Below are 20,696 nucleotides of genomic sequence, written 5' to 3' on the forward strand. Positions count from 1 at the left end.
ATTAATCATTAATTAAAAAGTAATATCTACTCCAACAGTATAAACACGTGGATAAGCATATCCCGAACCTGTGTTGGATGAGTAAGTGCTACTAGAGATAGCCAATTCCGGATCAATGGTTTTATTATGCTTCTTCAGAGGCGACCAATAGTATAGATTCTCTCCTGAAACATAAACACGGACTTTTTCGAAAAAACGCTTGTTGATGGGCAGGGTATATCCGATAGAGAGGTTCTTGAAACGCAGATAAGCAATGTTCTGTATATATCGGTCATTGACTGTTCCGAGTGAACCTCCGGAGTAGGATTGATAACCTCTGATGCGTGGGAAGAAGGCATTTCTGTTATCTTCTGTCCAACAGTCTTCCGGGAATGACTTTTCTATAAATGAGGTAGAAGGGAAAGAGTAGGGGCCCCAGAAAGAATTCGCTCCTTGTGAACTGGAACTGGAGGACGGATACCAGTCTCTTTTACCGATCCCTTGAAAGAAAGCAGATACGTCAAAACCATTCCAGCTTGCATCCAGGCGGAAAGAATAGTTGTATCTTGGAGTCGTATTTCCGATGATCCGTTTGTCGCCCGGGTCATCTACGGTTCCTGCTCCTGCTCCGATCACGTTGTCTCCATTCAAGTCGGCAAAGCGTACATCACCGGCACGTAGATAACCGTCTACTTTACTACTGTAAACACGTCCGTTCACGGCTTTGTCATTAATCTTTGCCTGATATTCCGCAGCTTCTTTGTCTGTTTTAAACAATCCGTCTACATGGTATCCCCAGATTTCTCCCATTTTCTTTCCTACATAGTGGTCGGAAATCAGTTTGTCCGGGTTGTTGTATTTGGTGATTGTGCGCTGGTAATCTCCCAAGGTAGCTTGTATCCCATATCGGAAAGGCTTGTTGGCTACTTTGAACGAATCGTTCCATGAAACAGATAATTCCCATCCGTTTGTCCGTAAGTCAGCGCAATTGGCTTTTGGGGTAGAAGCACCGTATACATCCGGTAAAGTCAATGAGGTGGTCAGCATATCCGTTGTTTTACGGACGTAATAGTCGGCACTCATACTTAGACGGTTTCTAAGGAATGACATATCCAATCCGACATTGTATGTTGTAACAGTTTCCCAGGTCAGCCCGGAAGAGATTGGATTGGAAATTTTCGCATAGTATGCTTTTCCTTCTCCATCAAAGGTATAACTGAATTGGTTATCGGAAGTGATTGTTTGCAGATAAGCGTAATAATCTACTTGTTGGTTACCCAGACTGCCGACAGAAGCACGTAATTTTAAACTGCTCCACCAGTCACTTACAGGTTTGAAGAAGTTTTCTTCAGAAATTCTCCACCCTGCTGATACCGAGGGGAATATTCCCCATCTGTCTCCTTCTGCAAATCGGGAAGAACCATCAGCACGGCAGGATACCTCAAGCAAGTATTTGCCCATGTAGTCATAGTTGATACGCCCAAAGAAACCAAGAGTCTTATAGGCACTGATATCTTGTGATACGGTAAGCACACTTTCGGGTGTTACTGCCGAAAAGGAGTCGAGGTTATCATTGGACAAGTTGGTCATGGAAGTATCTTTGTTGACATTACGGTAAGTCTCATACTGACTACCTGCCACCACTTTAAGATTATGTTTCTTTGCCCATGAATGTTCAAAAGTAGCATAGTAATTCAGCATATGAGTGACGGGGAAAGATTCGTCTTCTTCATAGTTGTTAAAGATACTTCCGGAAGTGAATGTCTGTGTCACTCCCTGACTACGTGAATATTCAAATGAGTTGTTGCGATAGCGATACAGCTGTTTTCTTTGCTGATAACTGTAATTGGCAGTCAAAGTCAATCCTTCCAGTAAAGTAATATCAATCTGGTTGACTACAGACAAGAGTGTTCTGGATTTGGTGTTATGCCCTCTTTGAGATGTCAGATAGCCACCGTCGCCGGCTCCGAGAGGGGAGTTGGCATAAAGTTGGTTTGTATATTGCACAATTGTTCCGTCAGGATTGAAAGGCACGAATGACGGACTGATATTCGATTCCAGACGAGCAATGGTCATTGCATAATTGGAAGTTCCGTTATATCTGTAATTGTTGTTGTCCAATCCGATATTTGTCGACCATTTTATCCATTTATTCAGTTGGGCATCCATCTTGGCACGGAATGAGTAATCTTTATAGAGGTCTTTATCAATGTTGAACATACCATACTGCTGATAGTAGCGTCCACTGATATAATAATTCACCTTCTCGCCACCTCCGGTGATGGAAACGTTATGTTCCATCTGTGGGCGGGTGCGATTGTAGAAGTGTCCATACCAATCTGTATTTCCATAATAATAGTACTTCCCGTCTTCTCCGATTTCTACCCAGGGGCGTTCAGGATTCTCAGTCATATCATTCCTGCGGTCGTAGAGCTTCTGGAGTTCTTCATCTTCATACAAATACATATTCACACCATTGTATGCATGGTAGAACTTGTTGGCGAAAGTTACATAATCATACCCGGTACGGATAAAATCAGTGGAAGTCGTATTCTGTGTCCATCCGAAACGACCGTTATAGGAAATTTTGGCTTTTCCTTTTGTTGCGGCACTTCCCGATTTAGTGGTAATAAGTACCACACCAGCCGATGCTTTTGCTCCATAAATGGCACATGAAGATGCATCTTTCAATACAGAAATCGATTCGATATCATTTGCATTGACTTGATTTAGCGGTACTTCTACACCATCACACAATACTAACGGCGTGCCACCGTTGACAGAGATACCTCCACGAATGTTTAATGAATACCCTGACTCGGGCGAGCCTGTACCAAAAGTAAGATTTACAGATGGATCGGCTCCCTGCAATGCATTGGCAGCAGACACTACCGGGCGGTTGTTCAGGTCTTTACTAGAGATGGTGGAAACGGCACCTGTCAGGTTACTTCTGCGTTGACTACCGTAGCCTACTACGACTACCTCGTCAATCATCAGGCTGGAAGGAATCAGGCGGATGGTCTTGGTCTGATTGTCTTTTACATTGACTGTTGCCATTTCATAACCTACGTACGAAATTTCGATTGTTGAGGGTATGAAAGCTTCTAAAGAAAACTTTCCATCCAGATCGGTAATTGCTCCTTGTGCGGTTTCTTTGTTCATCACTGAAGCGCCTATAACAGGATTACCTTCTTCGTCATAAACAATACCGGTAATCGTCTGTTTCTTTTTCTCACCGGGCTTTTGCTGACTGGTATCTGACTTTTTACTGATAATGATACTATGCCCGTTGATGGCGTAGCTAACATTCTGTCCCACAAAAATCTGATCCAAAACGGCCTTAATAGGCGCATTAGTGGCATTGACTGACACTTTTTTACTCATGTTGATCTCTGCGGATTTGATCACAACAGAATAATTTTTGGTCTTATGTAAAGCTTCTATTGCTTCTTTTACAGTAACATTCTTTAATTGTAAGGTTATGTCTTGTGCTAGAATGGGTTGAGAGAAAAATATCATCACACAAGCAAACCAGATCGTTGATATATATTTTTTATAAATATTAGTTTGCTTCATATCAGGTTATACTACTGCTAATTTTATGGAGCTGCAGAAGTAATCAAGATTACTCCCTGACTCCGGGTTATGGACATTTGTCCGTCTGTATTGAGATTGGATAAAATCTCATCGAGAGTTTCCCCGTTAGTGAAGTAAGCAATGTAAGTGCTGTCACCTAGCTTTTGATCTAATATGATGATTCTGGTATCGAAATAATATTCCAGTTCCTTCACAATATCATTAAGGGGAAGATTACTGAAATAGAATCCTTCGTTTTTGGCCGGACACTTGTACAGATTGGCAAGGAATGTATCGCGGACAATCTTCTGTGAAGTTCGGTTATACTGAATCATTTCTCCTTTCTTCAAAATCTCATTAGGATGAGTTGGAGTTTTGAACAGTACCGAACCTTCTACGAGCGCGACTTCTACTGTCTCGATATTCTCGTAGGCACGGAGATTGAACTTTGTACCCAGCACCTGCACATGGACGTCACCAGCAGAAATGATAAAAGGCTTGTCTGGATCCTTTGCCACATCGGCAAAGAGTTCTCCACTGACAAAGATTTCTCTTTTATTTTCTGTGAAATCGGAAGGGTAAATTACTCGCGTGCCTGAATTGACATGGAGCGTCGTTCCATCCGAAAGAGTGAGTGTCTGATGCATACCGTGTGGTACGGTGATATCATTCCAGTGTGTATTTGCCTTCTTGTCAAGAAGTAAATATCCGGCTAAAAATAAGAGTGGTATAAAAAGGACGGCTGCCACACGCTGCATCCAGCGGATTGAACGCTGAAGTCCCGGGCGTGGTGTGCGGACCTGTTGGGGTTGAGTTGCTTTTTGAAATTTCTCAAAAGCTTTTTGAGATAACTCATGATTCTCCATTTGAATTTCAGAGATAATCTCACGGAAACTCTGGTCCACTAGGCTATTGTCATTTTCTGTCAACCACTTTTGGATTTCTATTTCTTCCTCGTGAGAACACTTATCATAGAAATAATCTTTTAATATGTCATTAGTTATCTTCATAGCGTATTTGTTTAAAGTACAAAAATGCATTTTTTTTCTTTATCAATGAGTATATTATGTTGATTATTTCTGAATAAGATATTCTATTTGGGATAGATTTGTATTTTTAATCTGATCTCATATTCATAAGCACTTGTTTTTATTTAGTATTTCGATTATTTTTTTCTCTAAATTCTTAGCCCAAAAGTAGTAGCCGAGGTCAGACGGATGGGTTCCGTCGGTACAGGTATCCCTGTTTTCGGGAGATGGCAACGGATTGCCTATCAGGTAGATATTCGGATATTTCCGGATGATCTCTTTCATAAGAGTTTCTACTATTTCCAGTTTGTCACTCTCCCTGGCTCGAATCAAGGTGTTAAATGCTTCATTGCCCCGTTGAATAGTTTGTACGAATATCAGAGGAGTCTTAGGGTGTTTGGCTACAATGATATCTACAAATGCTTGTAAACGTTCCTTGATTTGCATTGCGTCGGGGTTGGAAAACACATCAAATACAAAAGCATCGGCTTCGGTGGCTGCTATCACTTCCGCAAAATAAGACTGAAGTTTGGCATTGCCACTGAATCCTAAATTGCAGACATGTAAGTTTGTATTACGCTCTATTTGCAGCGGATAACTCATCCCCGGACGACTTGCTCCAATACCTTGCGTAAAACTGGAACCGAAGAATACGACTTTTTGCCCAAAAGGATTCGGGATCGTTTCGATTGAAGATCCCGGCTGAATGCCTATCTTCAGAGATTCGAGTTCGCTGTACATCGGCAGGTAAAGCAGACATTCTTTTTCCTTTGGCTCCATACCATACATCAGTGTGAACGCTTCGTTCCGTTTAGCAGGAGCTAGCGAATTGGCATATATCCATTCATTATTCTGTCTGATATAGAGGTCGAAGCCGGCAGCTGCTATTCCTGTTACATTATCTTTCCTGTATTCCCATTTATACGAGGGAAGCAGGTCAATCTGGGGTGAGTTGGTCCTGAAAACAACCGCTAATCCTGCTGAACATCTGGCTTGCTGGTTTTCTGATTTTGAAAATCCCTTGAAAGCTACCGTATCTATACGGTGATATAGATGTGGGGTAGGCAAGGCTTTTCCTACAAGGGTCAGTTGGGAGGCATCTACATAGCGGATGTCTTTTATACTTTGTCCCCATAGGATAGTCGGTGCCAAAAGCGAAGCCAAAAGGAGCAATCTGAAATTTCTCATGTTTTCTTATCTGGTAAATAGAATAATTACTTTCGGGGATTAATTGTGCCGTCCGATTTTCTTCAGGTAGCTGATTAATAACTCCGGTCGGTCGGTTTGTATGATGGATGTGCCGAGATCTAATACCTTTTGGTAAACTTCTGCCCCATGTTCAAAAGCATAGTCATCGTACATACCTGCTTCTTCACCTCCGCAGAGTGAGGCCCAAAGAGTATTTACCCAGATTTTAGAACCTTGTGCAAGTATATCCTTCATGCATTTTTTTACTTCCGAAGTTTCTTGCTGCCAGCATACTTCATATGCTAGAGGAATGATTTTCTTGTCCATATATTGACGGAACAAATCTTGTCCGCTTGGTTTGTTGATATCAATAATGGGCATGTACATCATGGCGTGTTTATACTTCTTAGCTTGTGCATCTACAAAATCAACCGACTTTTTACCTTTAATCAAGATTTGTTCTGTGACTCCCAATTCTTCTGTGATAGCCATTACCAAATCATAATATTGGTACCCTTGGTCTATGTTAACCACTATACGGTCTTTGCAGACGGCCAATGCTTCTTTTAAGGTCGGCATCTTGTATTTAGTGGGGCAGTTATGACCTGTTTTCAGGAAACAGCTTTTGATATAGTCGTAAGTTACGTCGCTGACTCTGCCTTTTCCTGTGGTAGTCCGGTCGATAGTACCGTCGTGACAAAGGACAAGTACACTGTCTGCTGTTAGTTTCAGGTCTAGTTCCATGACATCAACTCCCATGCGGATAATCGATTCGATGGCAGGGATGGAGTTCTCCGGATAATCCCGCCAGTCTCCCCGGTGGGATACTACCACTACATAGTCTGTTTTCGGATTGTGAATGGCTTCTACTATCTTTTGCGCATGTGTCTTGTCCGGAGCGACAGGAGTGACTGCAAAAGTGCCTAGAGTCAGCAACAGAAGAAGTCCGGTGAATAAGATTCTTTTTTTCATATTCATATCATTTTAAGGATTAATTTTTTTTGAATAAAAGAGGACGAAGTACAAGATGCTGAAGATCGTAAGCTGTGATGATCACATGACCTTCATCAAAATTGTTTTCGAATATTACAGTAAGGGTATGAGTCTCTTTGTCGATTGTTGCTTTTACGTTCACCGCTTGGGCAATAGTGACTAATGCTTCTTCTGCAGATGCTCCCGTTACTTCATATTCAATTTTTAGGGGACTGGAAAGATCGGTTATTTTTGTAACAGCATTTGCTTTTAACCTGAGATTCAGAGAACTGAACACTTCCAGTGTGAGTGTTTCCCCATTACCCAATGTGATTTTGAGATATCCCTCATCAGTCTTGGTAATATTTTTAAAAATGGCCGTCTCGTCGGTTGTAGCTGTAATAGGAGTCCCCTTGTTATCCTTGAGTATCTCACCATTGACTGTCCAGTAACCGTCGGCATTTACCCCCATTTCGGGGGTATAGCCACAGACGGGTACTTTTTTTTCGGTATCATCTGTGAGCCAGTTTGTCTCATTGCCAATAGTGGTGGTCCAGTAATACAACTGGTCGTCATCGTTGAGGCGTACACCGAGTATAGGGGCTTCTATTACATCTTCCTGGGTTGCTACAACAACTGCTTTTTCTTCATTATTGTTGTCTTTATAGGTAATAACATATTGCCCGTCCGAGTTTCGGGAAACAGAGGTAATTACATTTCCTTCCGTCAAATATCCCAGTTTTGAGATATCTTCATTGAGTTTATCCGCTTTGGTTTGAAGGGCGGCTATTCGCTCTTTGAAATCATTGAGCTTATTCTGAATCGAAGAGTCATCATAATCCCCACAACTGGTGAGCAGGAGGGAAAAAAGCACCGAACAGACAAAATATATTCTTTTCATATCTTGTGTCTTTTAGAAATTAATACTAGGATCGAAATTTTGGTTTGCATGACAAAATGCATTCTGGTTAGTGGCATCTGGTGCAGAAGTAGGATCGTCCTTATACTTGCTGTAATCACCGACATAGCCTCCACATACACAAGCCTTGCAATTGGTCCAGGTTGCAGTGGAAGCACCAGAATAACCACATAACCAGCCCGGACCATGTCTGTTGGTCCCATTTCCTTCGGTGAATACATCTCCCAAAACAGCACCTTTGTTTACGCAACCGATAATCTGTATGTTAGAGTGACCGATGATGCCTCCTGTGCGGACACTTAGGTGAGTCATGACATTTCCGTAATTCGTGCAGGACTCTACTGTATATTCCGGTTTGGTTTTCAGGTCGTCTGTACCTCCTACAATTCCACCCATACGTTTGTAATTGTAGGTCACACTCGCTTCTTTGCCTTCATGTTGCCCTACTTTGTCATCTTCAATGGTTCCTCTGTTGTCACAGTTGTAAATGTTACCATACATTAGTGTTGCTACAATTCCGCCCGTTCTTCCGCTCGGACAACTGATATCGCCATAGTTGGTGCAGTAATTCAATTTTCCTCCTTCTGCTTTAGCCATGAAGGCGCAGATTCCGGCTGTCTGCATACCTGTACCGCCATTAGCTGTATTGCTGATGCGTCCTGTACGGACAAATCCTCTGTTGGAACAACCTTGTGCTTTGGATTCTCCTCCAATGGTTGTGTTGGCAATTGTACCTACCAGGCCGGAAAGTGCGTTAAATTCTCCGGATTTATTATCGGCTGTGAAGTCGATATTATAATAGTTGGTACAGCCCTCTATTACCGATTTTTTGGCGAAGCAGACAAGAGGAGCTATGACAGTATATTTAGATGCTGTTCCGCTCATCATCCAAGTTATAGTGGTACTGGCATCTCCTAAAACTAAATTTTTGATTGTCGCATTTTCTATCGAACCGAATAAACCATACGCCAATCCACCATTTGTTATATCTGCACTACAATTCAGGTTCTTGATAGCATGGCCTTGTCCGTTGAAAGTTCCAGTAAACGGATGTATGGAAACATAGGGTTCGGCCGTAGTATAGTTGGAAGCATCTATATCACCGATAGGTGTCCAACTGGTCACGGATGACATATCAATATCATTCAACAATACTATCTCTCCGGCGTCATTCTGCCAGCGGGAGGTACTTGTTCCGTTATTTACGGCTTTTGCAAAATTAACTAGATCGGCAGCAGTACTGATTCCTCCTTTAGCTTCCACTTCTTTAGCTTCTTGTATCACATCGATACTTGAAGATATATTATACAGCGAATTAGAGAATATTATTTTCCCGGAACGTTCGTCACCCGTTTCATTAGCCAGAATGGTGAAGGCATGTGTGGTTGTAATTAATGCACGGGTTCCTTTGTAAGTGATCCACTCGTTTTCTGTACTGACCTGATAGAATATGTTGGCAGATATCTGCATTTCTATGTCCATTTGGGTGCCTTTGAGTTGGATAGGACCTACATGACCTTGGTATAGTGGATCGTCCAGAATTGCGGTACCGTATGTGAAGTATATCGGTTTCAATACGGTATTATTTCCTGCACTTGCCAGCAACAGAATATTTCCTTCAGTCGCTCCTTCTTTCATGGTAGCGATGAGGGTGGAAGAGGCTTTATCTATTTTGACTTCCATATTGTAGGCAGTAAACAAGTCTACATATGCATTTTCCGATTGGGTACCATATATTTCATATGGAATACTAACCGGAGTAGCATAGTCTGTTACTGCATTGTAAACCGGACTGTTGAACCGGATACCGAGTGCCTCTTGTAAACTCATACGCAATTCCTGACCGTCTGCCAGAATAAATACGGCTTCTCCTGTTTTATCATCTATATAAGCCGATTTGAATAACAGATTACTTAAATCATTGGCTAATACACCGGTGCTGGCGCCATTCACACTCCAATAACCGTTCTCGTTTATTTTAACGTCAGGCATCGTTCCGCCTATCGGAAATTTCTTTCCGTCACCGTCGAGAATGAATGTATAAGTCTTCCCTTTATCAGTCGTCTGCGCCCAATAGAATTTACTGTCAGTATCCTGTTTGGCCGTGATGATAGGAAGTTTGATGGCATCTTCTTGAGTAGCGATCGTAACGGTGTGGGTTTCCCCACCACCGTCACTGTAAGATATTACGTGGTTGCCATCGGCATCCTGACTGATTAAAGTGATAAACGAACTCCCGATCACTTTAGACAGTGAAGTCATTTGCTTGGTCAATGTTTCGGCTTGAGCTTCATAATCTCCGATCGTCTTTTCTATTTCGTTGAGGTCCTGCCAGATTCGTTCGTCGTCGTAAGAACTGCAACTTCCCAGAAAACAGGCAGATATAAATAATGATATACTTATAAACTTTTTCATATATTCAGTGATTAACATTCGTTTGATTCATTATTCGAGTACTCTGACATGCAGATAGTTCATACAACTTCTCTCACCTTTCGTATCCGACACGTGATTGATTACTTTTCCGATACCATTCTCATAAGTCCACATTACTGTAGAGCCTCCCCCATCGAAACGGATTACATCATATAATCCCAACTTTTTGCAAACACGGTAAGCTTCGTAGAAATCAAGTCCTCTGTCACTATCTGTCCTTCCGTCTACACAGAAAATAACAATCTTTGATTTATCCTGTGTCATACCGAGATTGGTGGTCGGGTTGATTGTCTCTGCATCTTCTTTTTTAGGAGGTGCAGAGTATACGCCATTATATACATAGCGGTACATACTGGAGTTGTGTACTTTGATTGGATTAGTAGAACTGCCTATTTTAAGTTCGGCACTGATTTGTACTTTATCACCGGTTTTTAGGTTTTGAACTAGTTCGTCAGCTTTGTCTCCTGTTACTTGCAGTACCCATTCATTTTTATCTGTTACGTATGGGGCTTCTACTGTAGTGCCTCGTCCGTCAATGATTTTAGTAATTGTGGCTTCAAAATCACCAGAGTTAACCTTTAGCGGTTGGTTGTTCTTGCCGATGATAAATAGGGCTTTAGTTCCTATCGGGTTAGTTAATCCGGGATGGGGCTCTTTTACATACCTGAAGGTGTACAAGTTTGCATCGTATGATGGTTTTCCACTCAAACGGACAATAGTATCATTGACTGAATAATATTCATATTCCTTGGTACCAACTTTCAGTTTGCCTGTGAAATCTCTTTTTTCGAAGCTAACCGTACGGTTGTCAAAGAAGGTGAATCCCCAGACATGATTAGTTAAGATAGAACGTACATACGGGTTATTGATGAATACCGGTTCTCCTTCTTCAATATGCATTCCTCTGGGGAAGCCGTCATGTGAATTGAAGAAGCCGGTATTTATACCTACAATAATGTTTCTTCCTTCATCTCTTCGTCTGGTACAAGTCTCCGATAAGGTTTCGCGGAGGACTTTACCATTATTTGAATTATTATTACCATTCGGGTTTGGGCAAATTTCGTCTGCCATGACTGTCTCGAATGTAACTTTGGGGTTGTTCATGTCAATTTCAATAGCATAGATATTTTGATTGAAATTGATAAAGGAGTAGTGTTTGTACACAATACCTGATGCTAGTTCACGGTCCTCGGTCACCTGCCAGTCATAGTATGCCTCATCCTGGTTAGAGAAATTATTGGCTTCTTTGGAGAAAGCTCCGTGACGGACAGCGTTACTGTAAGTTGCTCCCGGAGTATCTTCCGGATTATTTTTGTAAATACTGTAATCTCCAACTTTACCTCCGATATGACAATCTGTGATATAGTTCGTACCGTTTTTGGTGCCACTATAACCACAGGCCCATCCGGCACCATGTTTGTTGGCTCCATCAGCAGTTGCATCGGACAAGATGATTCCATTGTTTGTACACGATTGAACAAATCCGGCATTGTGTCCGACAAATCCACCTGCACGACTTCCGTTTTGGGAATAGACATTTCCGTTGTTAATACAATTTTTGAGGTATTTATCTGTATTTATACCTCCTGCAAGTCCGCCGATGCGTTTCACATTATATCGTTTGGAAGTTGAAGCAAAAACACCATTCACGTCATCTTGAATGACTCCTTCGTTAGTGCTGTTTTCAATAATTCCTTCCTGTAGAGTTCCTGCAATTCCACCACCACGCCCGGAAGGTGCACTGATATTTCCTTTGTTAATTGCGTAGCCGATATAAGCCTCATCATTTTCTATATATCCCGCAATACCTCCTTGGTTGAAAGCTGAATAGGCACCGGAAGCAGTGTTGACTATGTTGCTGCACGTCAGGTTACCTTCGTTGCTGCAACCGTTTGCTTGTGTTGTGTCGCCTATTTTATTTCCGTATAATACACCTGCTAAACCTCCCATTCGAACACCTACATTAGCAGCGTCTGTTCCTTCAAAAGATAGATTTATTTGGTTGGTACATGCCACTATGCTTCCCTCACAATAGCCTACTAAGCCGCCAATAGCAGCTCCTTGCGGAGCTTTACCTGTAATGGTGGCATTACCCGAAATCACTAAATTCCTGATGACACCGGAACTGCCGAGTGCATTGAATAATCCATGGGCAATATTGCCGTCTTCAAGATTATATGTAAAAGTCAGATTAATAACTGAATGTCCTTTACCATCAAATACATCGTTAAAGGTTTGCTCGCCGATTGTATAAACCACTTTTGTATTGGCGTTGGTCGTATTGCTTGTTACATTACTTCCTGCACCGCTCGTCAACGTGATATCTTTCATATCAATATCGTTCAACAGAATAACGTTTCCTTCCGTATCTTTGAATTTACGCAAACTACTTCCACTGGTCACAGCATCTATAAATGCTTTGAAGTCTGTTGCAGTAGCAATGCCTCCGTTTTCAATGATAGGCAAAGTGAAGCGCATCGGTTTGATCAGTACGTTATCTTCAGTGTCATAAAGCATAATCATTGTTACCCCTTCTTCGAAATCATCAGCGAAGGTGACGACCAATGTTTTATTACTACTATTTAACCTGGCTTCTAATCCATCGTCGTTGCGTGTGATGAGCATCAATGCTTGTGCTGCCTTTTTCCCAATGATATTATAATTTAAGGTAAGGTTTTTTGTTCCTTCCTCTATAATAATAGGAGAAATGGCAGTCTGATCTGTATTTTTAAACTCCACATTAAATAGTGTAAAGGTATTGACCGATAGAGTTTCTCCGTTGCCTAGAGTAATTGAAGCAGTTCCGTTATCGTTCATTTCCACTTTAGTAATAAGTGAAGTTGTTTTTCCTTCAGCTTTAATCGGCTTTTGGTTGCTGTCTAGAATTTGCTGGCCGTTAATAATCCAATATCCATTCTCATCCACTCGTATTTGAGGGGCGCTACCTGATACCGGTATTTTTTGTTTGTTGGCATCCAGCAGGAAAGTCGTTTGACCTTTGGTGGTAGTAGTCCAATAATATGTTCCGGCTTCTTCTTGTATTCCGATAATCGGACTGGAAACCATTTGGTCAGTGGTAGCAATGGTGAAACTATGCTCAATATTGTCACTTCCTTTATAAGAAATGACATAACCACCGTTAGCAGCTTCTGTGACAGAGGTGATGGCTCCTCCTTTCACAATCTGGCTCAACGCATTCGCTTGCAGTTGTAAACTGTTTAGCTTCTCTTTCAGTTGATCGAGATCTTTGTAGATTCCATCAATGTCCTTCCAGGCAGCCGAGTCATCATAGTCATCGGTGCAACTGCCAATCACGGGCATGAGTAGCAGGAATAAAAGTAGAAAATTTCTCATGTTCTTTAAATAAATTGATTCAATGGTTAATAGCGCGCTATGTGTGATTCGTTTCTATAATGAAGAACACATCATCTAACGGGGGTACGTAATCGGATTTGAACTTTTTTTTAAAATCATCACTATTTTCAATAAGACTTGAATTTTTCATATTAATTTCATAATTTTGTCACCAGAAGTATGCTACTCCCTGTTTATTTCTCCCTTACATATTACAATATGATGTGATTTTAAATACGGCTTGGTATATCTTCTATATTATTTATAGCTTTGTTGACTAGAATCTTTTTTAGAAAAAACGATGAATAAAACTGATTTATCTTCTGCTACTGAAGAGCAACTGTTGTTACAGCGGTTGAGAGAAGGGGACATGGGGAGCTATGAAACCTTGTTTCATCGTTATTATCCTACTTTTTTTGCTTTTGCCAAAGGTATGCTGAAAGATGCAGGGGCAGCGGAAGATATTATTCAGAATGTGTTTATGAAAATCTGGATACACCGTGAGGCGCTGGACGAAACAATGTCAATCAAAAACTATATTTATGTACTCTCCAAACGTGAAGTCTTTAATTATCTTCGGGCCAAATACAATACTCATGTAGTGTTAACGGAAGACATGATGACATTGGAGCGACCTTCAAGTATAGATGAACCGACTACAGACTATCGTGAATTGCGAGAGGCAGTACAAAGTGTGATTAACACGATGCCACCTAAACGCCGGAGTGTGTTTTGCCTTAGTCGCTTTAAATCTCTGACTAATCAGGAGATTGCAGATAAACTTGGTATTTCCATTCGTACTGTCGAGAAACATATAGAACTGGCTCTCCGTACTTTTAAGGAACAATTAGGGAGCTTCTTTGCTCTTTTTGTAGGGTGGTTTCTTTAGATGAAGAGAAGGAAGTGTGATGATAATGGGTGGATTTTATAGTAGAAAGAGATATGTCGTATACATGACATATCTCTGATAATTTAATGAGAAGTTGATTTAAACCCGTATTTCCCAACCTTTTTCGTACTCTCTTCCCCAAAGTTTATTGGCTTCCAAATCGTTGAGAATTCGTCCGCTTCCCGGATCAATCTGTAATGAATGTCCGACACGTTGGGCAATGTTACCTAATTGTACTAACTGGGTACTGATACAGGCATCTACAATTCCGGAATTTAACTTTGTTCCTTTACGAATGGCATCAAACCAGTTTCGGAAGTGGAAGGCATCCAACTTTTCGGATGGATTCAACAGATTGCCGGTCTCAAATTTTAAATCACTTTTTACCTCTTTAATCGTTTTACCTTTTATATCTGCAATTTTATATTCATTGCCACCGCCAATGAAGAGAGTTCCGTTTTCTCCATAAAATGCGGTTCCTACTCCATATCCGTCTACCGGCATCGTATTACAACTACGTCCTTCCCATGAAAAAGATGCTTCGTCGCCAAATTGGAAGGTGATGAGTTGTGTGTCAGGAGTTTGCCAGTCGTCTTGAAAACGATACCGACCTCCGATAGAATCAACCTTTGTAGGATAATCTACGCCCAATCCCCAGCGGAGTATATCAACAAAGTGGGTTCCATTGTTGAGCGCTTCACCTGTTCCCCAATTCCAGAACCAATGCCAGTTATAATGGATGAAATTATCTTTGAAATCTGCAACACGTGGGGCAGGACCTTGCCATAAATCCCAATCCAGATAATCAGGTACAGGTACAACTTTCCCTGTTCCAATGGAAGGGCGATTATTGACATACCAAGATTTGGCATATCTCACTTTTCCGATAGAACCGGATTTGATTTCTTCCATAGCTTTAATTACATTGGGAAAGGAGCGGCGTTGGTTACCCACTTGAACAATCCGGTTATATTTCAAAGCGGCTCGAACCAACATTTCATTTTCTGCCGGATTATGACTGGTCGGTTTTTCCAGATAAACATGCTTTCCGGCCTGCATAGCCATAATGGCTGCTTTGGCATGCCAATGGTCAGGGGTAGCAATCACCACTGCTTCAAAATCGTTCGACTCTAACATCTTACGAATGTCTTTTTCTCCTTTGGGAGTACGTCCGGTTATTTTGTGGATAGCAGCCTGGCATTTTTCTAATGCTCTAGAGTCTACATCGCAAATGTAAGTTACTTCACAATCTGGAAGTTTGGCAAATCCTTGCGCCAGGGCCTTACCTCTCGAATTCACTCCAATGACTCCGATACGTATTTTTTCGTTAGCTCCCAGAATATCTTGATAACGGCTTGAACCGAATCCTGGAAGTATGCTTCCTAATGAAAGTGCAGCTGTACCTGCTACTGTTTTTTTGATAAAATCTCTTCTTGTTGTCATAGTATCTATTTTTCTCCAAAATTAGGTTGTTATTAGAATATGTGAATGAGCTTTTCCGTCAATTCTCCTTCAAAAAACGTAAATCTCTTATTTTTTTCTTCGGAAAAGGTGACTCAAGAATATCAGGATTCCTCGGGGAATCCATAAGATAAGATAGATGAAAAAACTAATCACGATGACATACCCGATTTGGGATATTATTTCAATCCATGGGCGGGAATAGATAATGATTGCAATTACGTTGATGATAAATGCAAGCAGGAAACTTAGAAGAAAGATATTCCTTTCTTGTTTCAACTTTTTTGAGGTGATAATAATATCTTTCATAGTTTAGAATTTCATATAGGGTATTTTATATTCGTCGGGGAAGAGGATATGGCGTTGTTCATCCATTGCTTGATTCCCAAGTAAGCAAAGGACCGTAGAACAATAAGCCTCTTCTACTACATTCTGTGCTTTCTCTCCAGTGATACAAGATTGGCAGAAAGAGGATAGAATGATATCCGATCCGTCTTTGTCTGCTCCGATCATACTTAAACCACTGTTAACGTGAATATCTCCATTAATGATAAAATGTGGAGTGTATTCCATTTTTGTTTCCGGCCGCCAACTAGGTCCTGCCGTTGGGATGGCGGCAAAAGCTTTGTCTTTTACCTGGTCAATCAGTTGGCGGATGCCCGAAGTAGAATGGTCTTCTTCCAGGTAATAAATACCTTTGGCCATATCCATCGTTCCTTTACTTCCCAGAATTTGGTCTTCCATTCCGTTGAACTTGTTGGCGATTAATGATTCGTAGGCAATCTTGGTTCCATCGGAATATCGGTAAGTCACATTTACACTATCGTATACTTCACGACCGTCTTTCCAGTAAACAATATCACCCATCCCCATGATACTTACCGGCATTCTTTTAGCTGCCCAGTTACATACTTCCAATTGATGACAAGCCAGTTCGGTCATTAGTCCGCCCGAACTGGCTTTATATAATCTCCAATTGATTTTGCGCTCCAATTCCGGTGAAGGAACAGGACGACGCCAGTCTGCATTTCTGAACCAATGACAGCGCATTCCTACCACATCTCCGATCAGTCCGGAATGAATCATTTGCATCCCTTTGATATACTTCTCGTCATACATTCGTTGCATACAAAAGTAGAGTACTTTTTCAGACTGGTTGTAAGTGTCATAGATAGCCTTGCACTCGTCAAGGGTGCGTGCCATTGCTTTTTCACAGAAGACATGTTTGCCGGCAGCTAATGCGTCCAACACAATAGGTGCGTGCCAGTTTAGTGGTGTGGATATGATGACTCCATCAATGTCTTTCGATTCCAGCAGCTTACGGTAGTCTGTATAGGACTTGGCATCCGGGCAAAGCTCCAATGCTTGCTGAAGATTGGGAGCATAATTGTCACACACGGCTACAATTTGTGCATGAGGTATTTCCTTGAGGTTATGGATGTGGTATTGCCCTCTGGAACCTGTGCCAATTAAAGCAATCCGTGCTTTTTCATGTTTAATCTCTTTCAATTTTTCGGGGGTACAGGAGGTAAGCCAGGGAGTGGTAGCTAATAAAGCGGTTCCTCCGGCAACATATCCCAGACTTTTTATAAATTGTCTGAGCCCTAAGTCTACTCCTTCTTTTTTATTGTCTTTCATGTTATAAATCATATAGGGTTGCTTGTATATCTTTAAAATTCTCTGTGAGTAATTGCTGTTGTTCTTTATTCGCAATCATCCATACGGTACTTAGAATTTCAGCCTCTAACGGATCTGTAGATATGATAGAGCTTGCTTTTCGTTGTTCATTAAATAAACCCGTAAGTGGATTCATAATGTGTCCGGTATATTGCAGCGTATTACCGGAAGTGGATAATGCTGTATTTTGAAGGTTGAACTCATTTAAAAGAGACTGGTTATACGGATTCAGAAAACTCACTTTCCAACTGTCTCCATAAGGATGATGTCCCATGCCCAGAATGGAGCTATTACCGAAATTGACAAATGCATGGTTGACGTTCTCTTGTTCAATGAATCTTTTGATTTTCTTCAAAGCATACCCTTTGGCAAAGCCTCCGAAATCGAGTGAAATAGTGGAAGATGCAAAGGAAATGCGTTGATGGTCGTGAATTTGTATTTTGGAGAAATCTTTTAATGTAATGTCAAATAGATGAAAGGTGTTTTCGTAATAATATTGGCAAAGTTGCAATATTTCCTCCAGTTCTTTGCTAATTTGAATATAACTTTGCAAAGCATGTTTATTAATTCCGGAGACCTCACTGTGGGGATCAAAACGGTTCAAGATCTTATCCAAACGTTCCAGCTCGTTGATGATATGGTACCAAAGTCCGTTTAAACGTTCTGCATCAGAATGAATAAGCAATATATCGAATCGTGTCCCCATGATATGAGGAATGAAGCCATGAAACATGGCTTCATCTTTATAATATTTACATCTTGTCTCTAACACCTATTGTCTTATTTATTTTCTTTCTTAGCCATTTCTACAGCAGTTGTAGTAATGTAATATTTGGTTAATGTATTTTCGTTTTCCCATTCCGGGATGTTTTTGTTACGTATATAATGCAGGAAAGCTTTTGCTACTTTACTGAAGTGCTCTTCATGTCCTAGTCTGTATTCCTGTGGTATATCAATAAGATAAATCCCGTTACTTTTATTTTTGACGGATAAGAACGGGTAGCTTTCTTGAAGTTGTTCTATCGTCTTTTGTAATTGAGTCTCAAAAGCATGGCTGTCAATGTTTGGCTTTTTCTGAATATACAATTCTTTCACAAAACCATTCTTCTCATTTTGAACAATTTTTAAAGTTGCTTTGCTACCTTTTTTGATAGAAGTAAACGTATCTCCTCCATGAACTGGTGGCATATAATTCCATGTGACTTTCATTCCCATATAAATTCCTTTGACGGTGTAGTTGAGACTTCCGTTTGCCATAACTTCCAATACATCATTTTTTATGTATTGATTCAGATAAATAGGGAAAGAGTCTGTTTGCGTTGATTGGCTGAACTCTGCCAATGTGATTGGGGTTGGCCAGTGTTTGGCCGAAAGTACTTTGACATCCGATTGATAATGAATTGCTTCATCTGGAAAACATTGCCAGTTGATAAGATCTATCAAATGTGTTGTTACATCTGCAATTCCTTCTCCTTGTTGTGCTATATCATAGTACCATGCAGGACGAACCAGCGGTTTACCGGAAACCTTTTTAAAGAAATGATGTACGCTTTCCATTATTACAGAAGGGTTGTCCGGTGAGCCTTTTTGTAATTCTCCAAATAATTCTGTTTGATGTAAGAGTTCTTTTTCTATGATGTTGAGAATATCATATCGCTCCGTCATCAAATCATATAAAAGGAGTCCCTTTTGTTGTGCTAGCTGATAAGCCTCTGTCAATAATTGGAAGTCCTGTGAGTTAATAGCCAGTGGCTTATCTGCAAGAACATTATATCCGGCTTTGATAGATTCTATAATATATCGTGTCTTCTTCTGATTATTTCCAGCCAGAATTACGACATCACCTTTATGATCTGAAAGCATTTTCTGGAGATAATCTTCGCCTGTATATACTTGTTTCTTCCATGTGGTGGGAGACTTTGGCCGATGGTTGTAAGAATCTATACTTTCCAGGTATTGATTGACGCCTATTCCTTCAGGAGCGTATATCCGGATGGTATCATTAATAACAGCTAATGCATCTTTCTGAAGCAGACTGGCATGGAAATGTCCTGGATCAAGAACGACTACTTCTATTTTACATGAATCATTGGCTTCCGCCTTATTCATAGTCTGTTTCTTGGAGAAAGAACATGAAGCAACTATAAATAAGATTGATATAAGCCCGATTCCTTTATATATAAATTTCATTTTCTTATTTATTATAGGTTTTGATTAATTTCCGGGCGTCTTTCCATCCTTTTTGGTAAGCTTCTTCCAATGTGACAATTCTTCCATTCTCTTCTTTACTCATATTGGATGCTTTCATGAAAGTGAATATTTCAATTGTTTCTTCTCTGGAGATAGGAGAGATTCCTGTTTGGAAAAAATTCAAAATTTGTTCAAGAAGTACTTTATATCCTTGATAACCTCCTACTTCAATAGCTTTTTTGGCGCCGAACGCTGTTCCTCCATAAATGGCAGGCCCTTTTTTTATTCCTCTGAAAGTTCCGATTCGTCCATCTTTCCAACGTCCGACCACAATGTCTGCATTTTCTGAAGACATTCGGTTGACTGATTCACATCCGGTTCCCATAATCGTATATAGAGTTTCTATTCCATGTATTCCGTAAAAACCGAAATCCGGATGTGTAGGTTCCACTTTATGCGGAGAGTAGCAGTCGGCTCCTATAATATCTCCAAATTCTCCGTTTCTTAATTTCTGATTTTGTGGAGAGTATCTTAATGCTGAAGAAGAAAAAATAGGGACCTTATATTTTTCTGCCATCTCGAAGATAGCAATGGCTTCGCCTAATGTTGAGCCGATCGGTTTATCAATATAGCAGATTTTTCCTGATTTGAAGACTTCGATAGCTTGTTCGAGATGAAGCCTGCCATCATTTGTTTCTAAAAGTACACAATCTACTTTATCCAATAACTCACTGATTGAAGATACAATCTCTACTCCTTGTTGTTCTACTTTCTTAATATAACCTGGAATACGTTTAGCGCTGGATTCAATAGTTTTTGAACCATACGGATAGGCCGCAACGATTCTAAAGCCTTTGGCAAAAGCATTGTCTTTATCTCCATTAATTAAATCTGTAAAGGCTACTGAATGGGAAGTATCTAGACCGATAATTCCTATCCGTATAGATTTTTGTGCATGAATATTCAAAACGAAACTTGATAAAATAAGAAGTAGACATAGTTTGTTTTTCATAATTCTTTTCAATTA

General features: G+C 40.6%; 14 protein-coding genes. 1 reads left to right on the top strand and 13 read right to left on the bottom strand.

The features are described from left to right. Positions 1–12: 12 nt before the first annotated feature. The 7 genes from LPH68_RS09380 to LPH68_RS09410 all read right to left on the bottom strand — a co-directional run bounded on the left by LPH68_RS09380 (position 13) and on the right by LPH68_RS09410 (position 13,452). A complete protein-coding gene (locus LPH68_RS09380) occupies positions 13–3,555 on the bottom strand; it encodes a TonB-dependent receptor (protein ID WP_008998020.1) in 3,543 nt (1,180 codons plus the stop codon). Between the two features lie 23 nt (positions 3,556–3,578). After that, entirely contained in the window at positions 3,579–4,565 is a 987-nt protein-coding gene (locus tag LPH68_RS09385; protein WP_004312646.1) for a FecR family protein, read from the bottom strand. 123 nt (positions 4,566–4,688) lie between these two features. After that, positions 4,689–5,771, bottom strand: coding sequence for an SGNH/GDSL hydrolase family protein (locus LPH68_RS09390; protein WP_004312647.1), 1,083 nt, complete (start codon positions 5,769–5,771; stop codon positions 4,689–4,691). A gap of 39 nt (positions 5,772–5,810) precedes the next feature. Then, positions 5,811–6,749 (bottom strand): glycerophosphodiester phosphodiesterase family protein, encoded by a 939-nt coding sequence (locus LPH68_RS09395; protein ID WP_008020125.1) that lies wholly within the window; start codon positions 6,747–6,749, stop codon positions 5,811–5,813. Positions 6,750–6,762: 13 nt separating this feature from the next. Beyond that, positions 6,763–7,644 carry a PL29 family lyase N-terminal domain-containing protein gene (locus LPH68_RS09400; protein ID WP_008642877.1) on the bottom strand — a complete coding sequence of 294 codons (882 nt, stop codon included), beginning with the start codon at positions 7,642–7,644 and terminating at the stop codon, positions 6,763–6,765. A 12-nt stretch (positions 7,645–7,656) separates the two neighbouring features. Then, on the bottom strand, positions 7,657–10,077 hold the full coding sequence (locus tag LPH68_RS09405) for a PL29 family lyase N-terminal domain-containing protein (protein WP_225739704.1): 2,421 nt from the start codon (positions 10,075–10,077) through the stop codon (positions 7,657–7,659). Positions 10,078–10,107: 30 nt separating this feature from the next. After that, positions 10,108–13,452, bottom strand: a complete 3,345-nt coding sequence (locus LPH68_RS09410; protein WP_230296917.1) for a PL29 family lyase N-terminal domain-containing protein — start codon at positions 13,450–13,452, stop codon at positions 10,108–10,110. A 301-nt stretch (positions 13,453–13,753) separates the two neighbouring features. Between LPH68_RS09410 and LPH68_RS09415 the strand changes: the two genes are divergently transcribed. After that, on the top strand, positions 13,754–14,341 hold the full coding sequence (locus tag LPH68_RS09415; RefSeq protein ID WP_008998019.1) for an RNA polymerase sigma-70 factor: 588 nt from the start codon (positions 13,754–13,756) through the stop codon (positions 14,339–14,341). 99 nt (positions 14,342–14,440) lie between these two features. On the opposite strand, the gene LPH68_RS09420 is transcribed toward LPH68_RS09415, so the two are convergent. The 6 genes from LPH68_RS09420 to LPH68_RS09445 form a co-directional block, all read right to left on the bottom strand. After that, on the bottom strand, positions 14,441–15,784 hold the full coding sequence (locus tag LPH68_RS09420; protein ID WP_008998018.1) for a Gfo/Idh/MocA family oxidoreductase: 1,344 nt from the start codon (positions 15,782–15,784) through the stop codon (positions 14,441–14,443). An 87-nt stretch (positions 15,785–15,871) separates the two neighbouring features. After that, a complete protein-coding gene (locus tag LPH68_RS09425) occupies positions 15,872–16,111 on the bottom strand; it encodes a hypothetical protein (RefSeq protein ID WP_004299591.1) in 240 nt (79 codons plus the stop codon). 3 nt (positions 16,112–16,114) lie between these two features. Then, complete coding sequence (locus tag LPH68_RS09430; protein WP_151923490.1) at positions 16,115–17,440, bottom strand: Gfo/Idh/MocA family protein; 1,326 nt, start codon at positions 17,438–17,440, stop codon at positions 16,115–16,117. Position 17,441: 1 nt separating this feature from the next. Further along, positions 17,442–18,212 carry an FAD:protein FMN transferase gene (locus tag LPH68_RS09435; RefSeq protein WP_164497217.1) on the bottom strand — a complete coding sequence of 257 codons (771 nt, stop codon included), beginning with the start codon at positions 18,210–18,212 and terminating at the stop codon, positions 17,442–17,444. Between the two features lie 47 nt (positions 18,213–18,259). Then, entirely contained in the window at positions 18,260–19,669 is a 1,410-nt protein-coding gene (locus tag LPH68_RS09440) for a putative oxidoreductase C-terminal domain-containing protein (RefSeq protein ID WP_120144802.1), read from the bottom strand. A 4-nt stretch (positions 19,670–19,673) separates the two neighbouring features. Next, positions 19,674–20,681 carry a Gfo/Idh/MocA family protein gene (locus tag LPH68_RS09445; RefSeq protein WP_120144803.1) on the bottom strand — a complete coding sequence of 336 codons (1,008 nt, stop codon included), beginning with the start codon at positions 20,679–20,681 and terminating at the stop codon, positions 19,674–19,676. Positions 20,682–20,696: the final 15 nt, after the last annotated feature.

Origin of the sequence: Bacteroides sp. 1_1_30, from assembly GCF_020982715.1 — a bacterium.
Lineage (GTDB): Bacteria > Bacteroidota > Bacteroidia > Bacteroidales > Bacteroidaceae > Bacteroides > Bacteroides xylanisolvens.

Excerpts from the sequence above, each read along its gene's own strand:
- LPH68_RS09430 (WP_151923490.1), bottom strand. The coding sequence starts at position 17,440 with ATGAAAGACAATAAAAAAGAAGGAGTAGACTTAGGGCTCAGACAATTT.
- LPH68_RS09395 (WP_008020125.1), bottom strand. The coding sequence starts at position 6,749 with ATGAATATGAAAAAAAGAATCTTATTCACCGGACTTCTTCTGTTGCTG.
- LPH68_RS09405 (WP_225739704.1), bottom strand. The coding sequence starts at position 10,077 with ATGAAAAAGTTTATAAGTATATCATTATTTATATCTGCCTGTTTTCTG.
- LPH68_RS09385 (WP_004312646.1), bottom strand. The coding sequence starts at position 4,565 with ATGAAGATAACTAATGACATATTAAAAGATTATTTCTATGATAAGTGT.
- LPH68_RS09415 (WP_008998019.1), top strand. The coding sequence starts at position 13,754 with ATGAATAAAACTGATTTATCTTCTGCTACTGAAGAGCAACTGTTGTTA.
- LPH68_RS09380 (WP_008998020.1), bottom strand. The coding sequence starts at position 3,555 with ATGAAGCAAACTAATATTTATAAAAAATATATATCAACGATCTGGTTT.
- LPH68_RS09400 (WP_008642877.1), bottom strand. The coding sequence starts at position 7,644 with ATGAAAAGAATATATTTTGTCTGTTCGGTGCTTTTTTCCCTCCTGCTC.
- LPH68_RS09435 (WP_164497217.1), bottom strand. The coding sequence starts at position 18,212 with ATGTTTCATGGCTTCATTCCTCATATCATGGGGACACGATTCGATATA.
- LPH68_RS09420 (WP_008998018.1), bottom strand. The coding sequence starts at position 15,784 with ATGACAACAAGAAGAGATTTTATCAAAAAAACAGTAGCAGGTACAGCT.
- LPH68_RS09445 (WP_120144803.1), bottom strand. The coding sequence starts at position 20,681 with ATGAAAAACAAACTATGTCTACTTCTTATTTTATCAAGTTTCGTTTTG.
- LPH68_RS09440 (WP_120144802.1), bottom strand. The coding sequence starts at position 19,669 with ATGAAATTTATATATAAAGGAATCGGGCTTATATCAATCTTATTTATA.
- LPH68_RS09390 (WP_004312647.1), bottom strand. The coding sequence starts at position 5,771 with ATGAGAAATTTCAGATTGCTCCTTTTGGCTTCGCTTTTGGCACCGACT.
- LPH68_RS09425 (WP_004299591.1), bottom strand. The coding sequence starts at position 16,111 with ATGAAAGATATTATTATCACCTCAAAAAAGTTGAAACAAGAAAGGAAT.
- LPH68_RS09410 (WP_230296917.1), bottom strand. The coding sequence starts at position 13,452 with ATGAGAAATTTTCTACTTTTATTCCTGCTACTCATGCCCGTGATTGGC.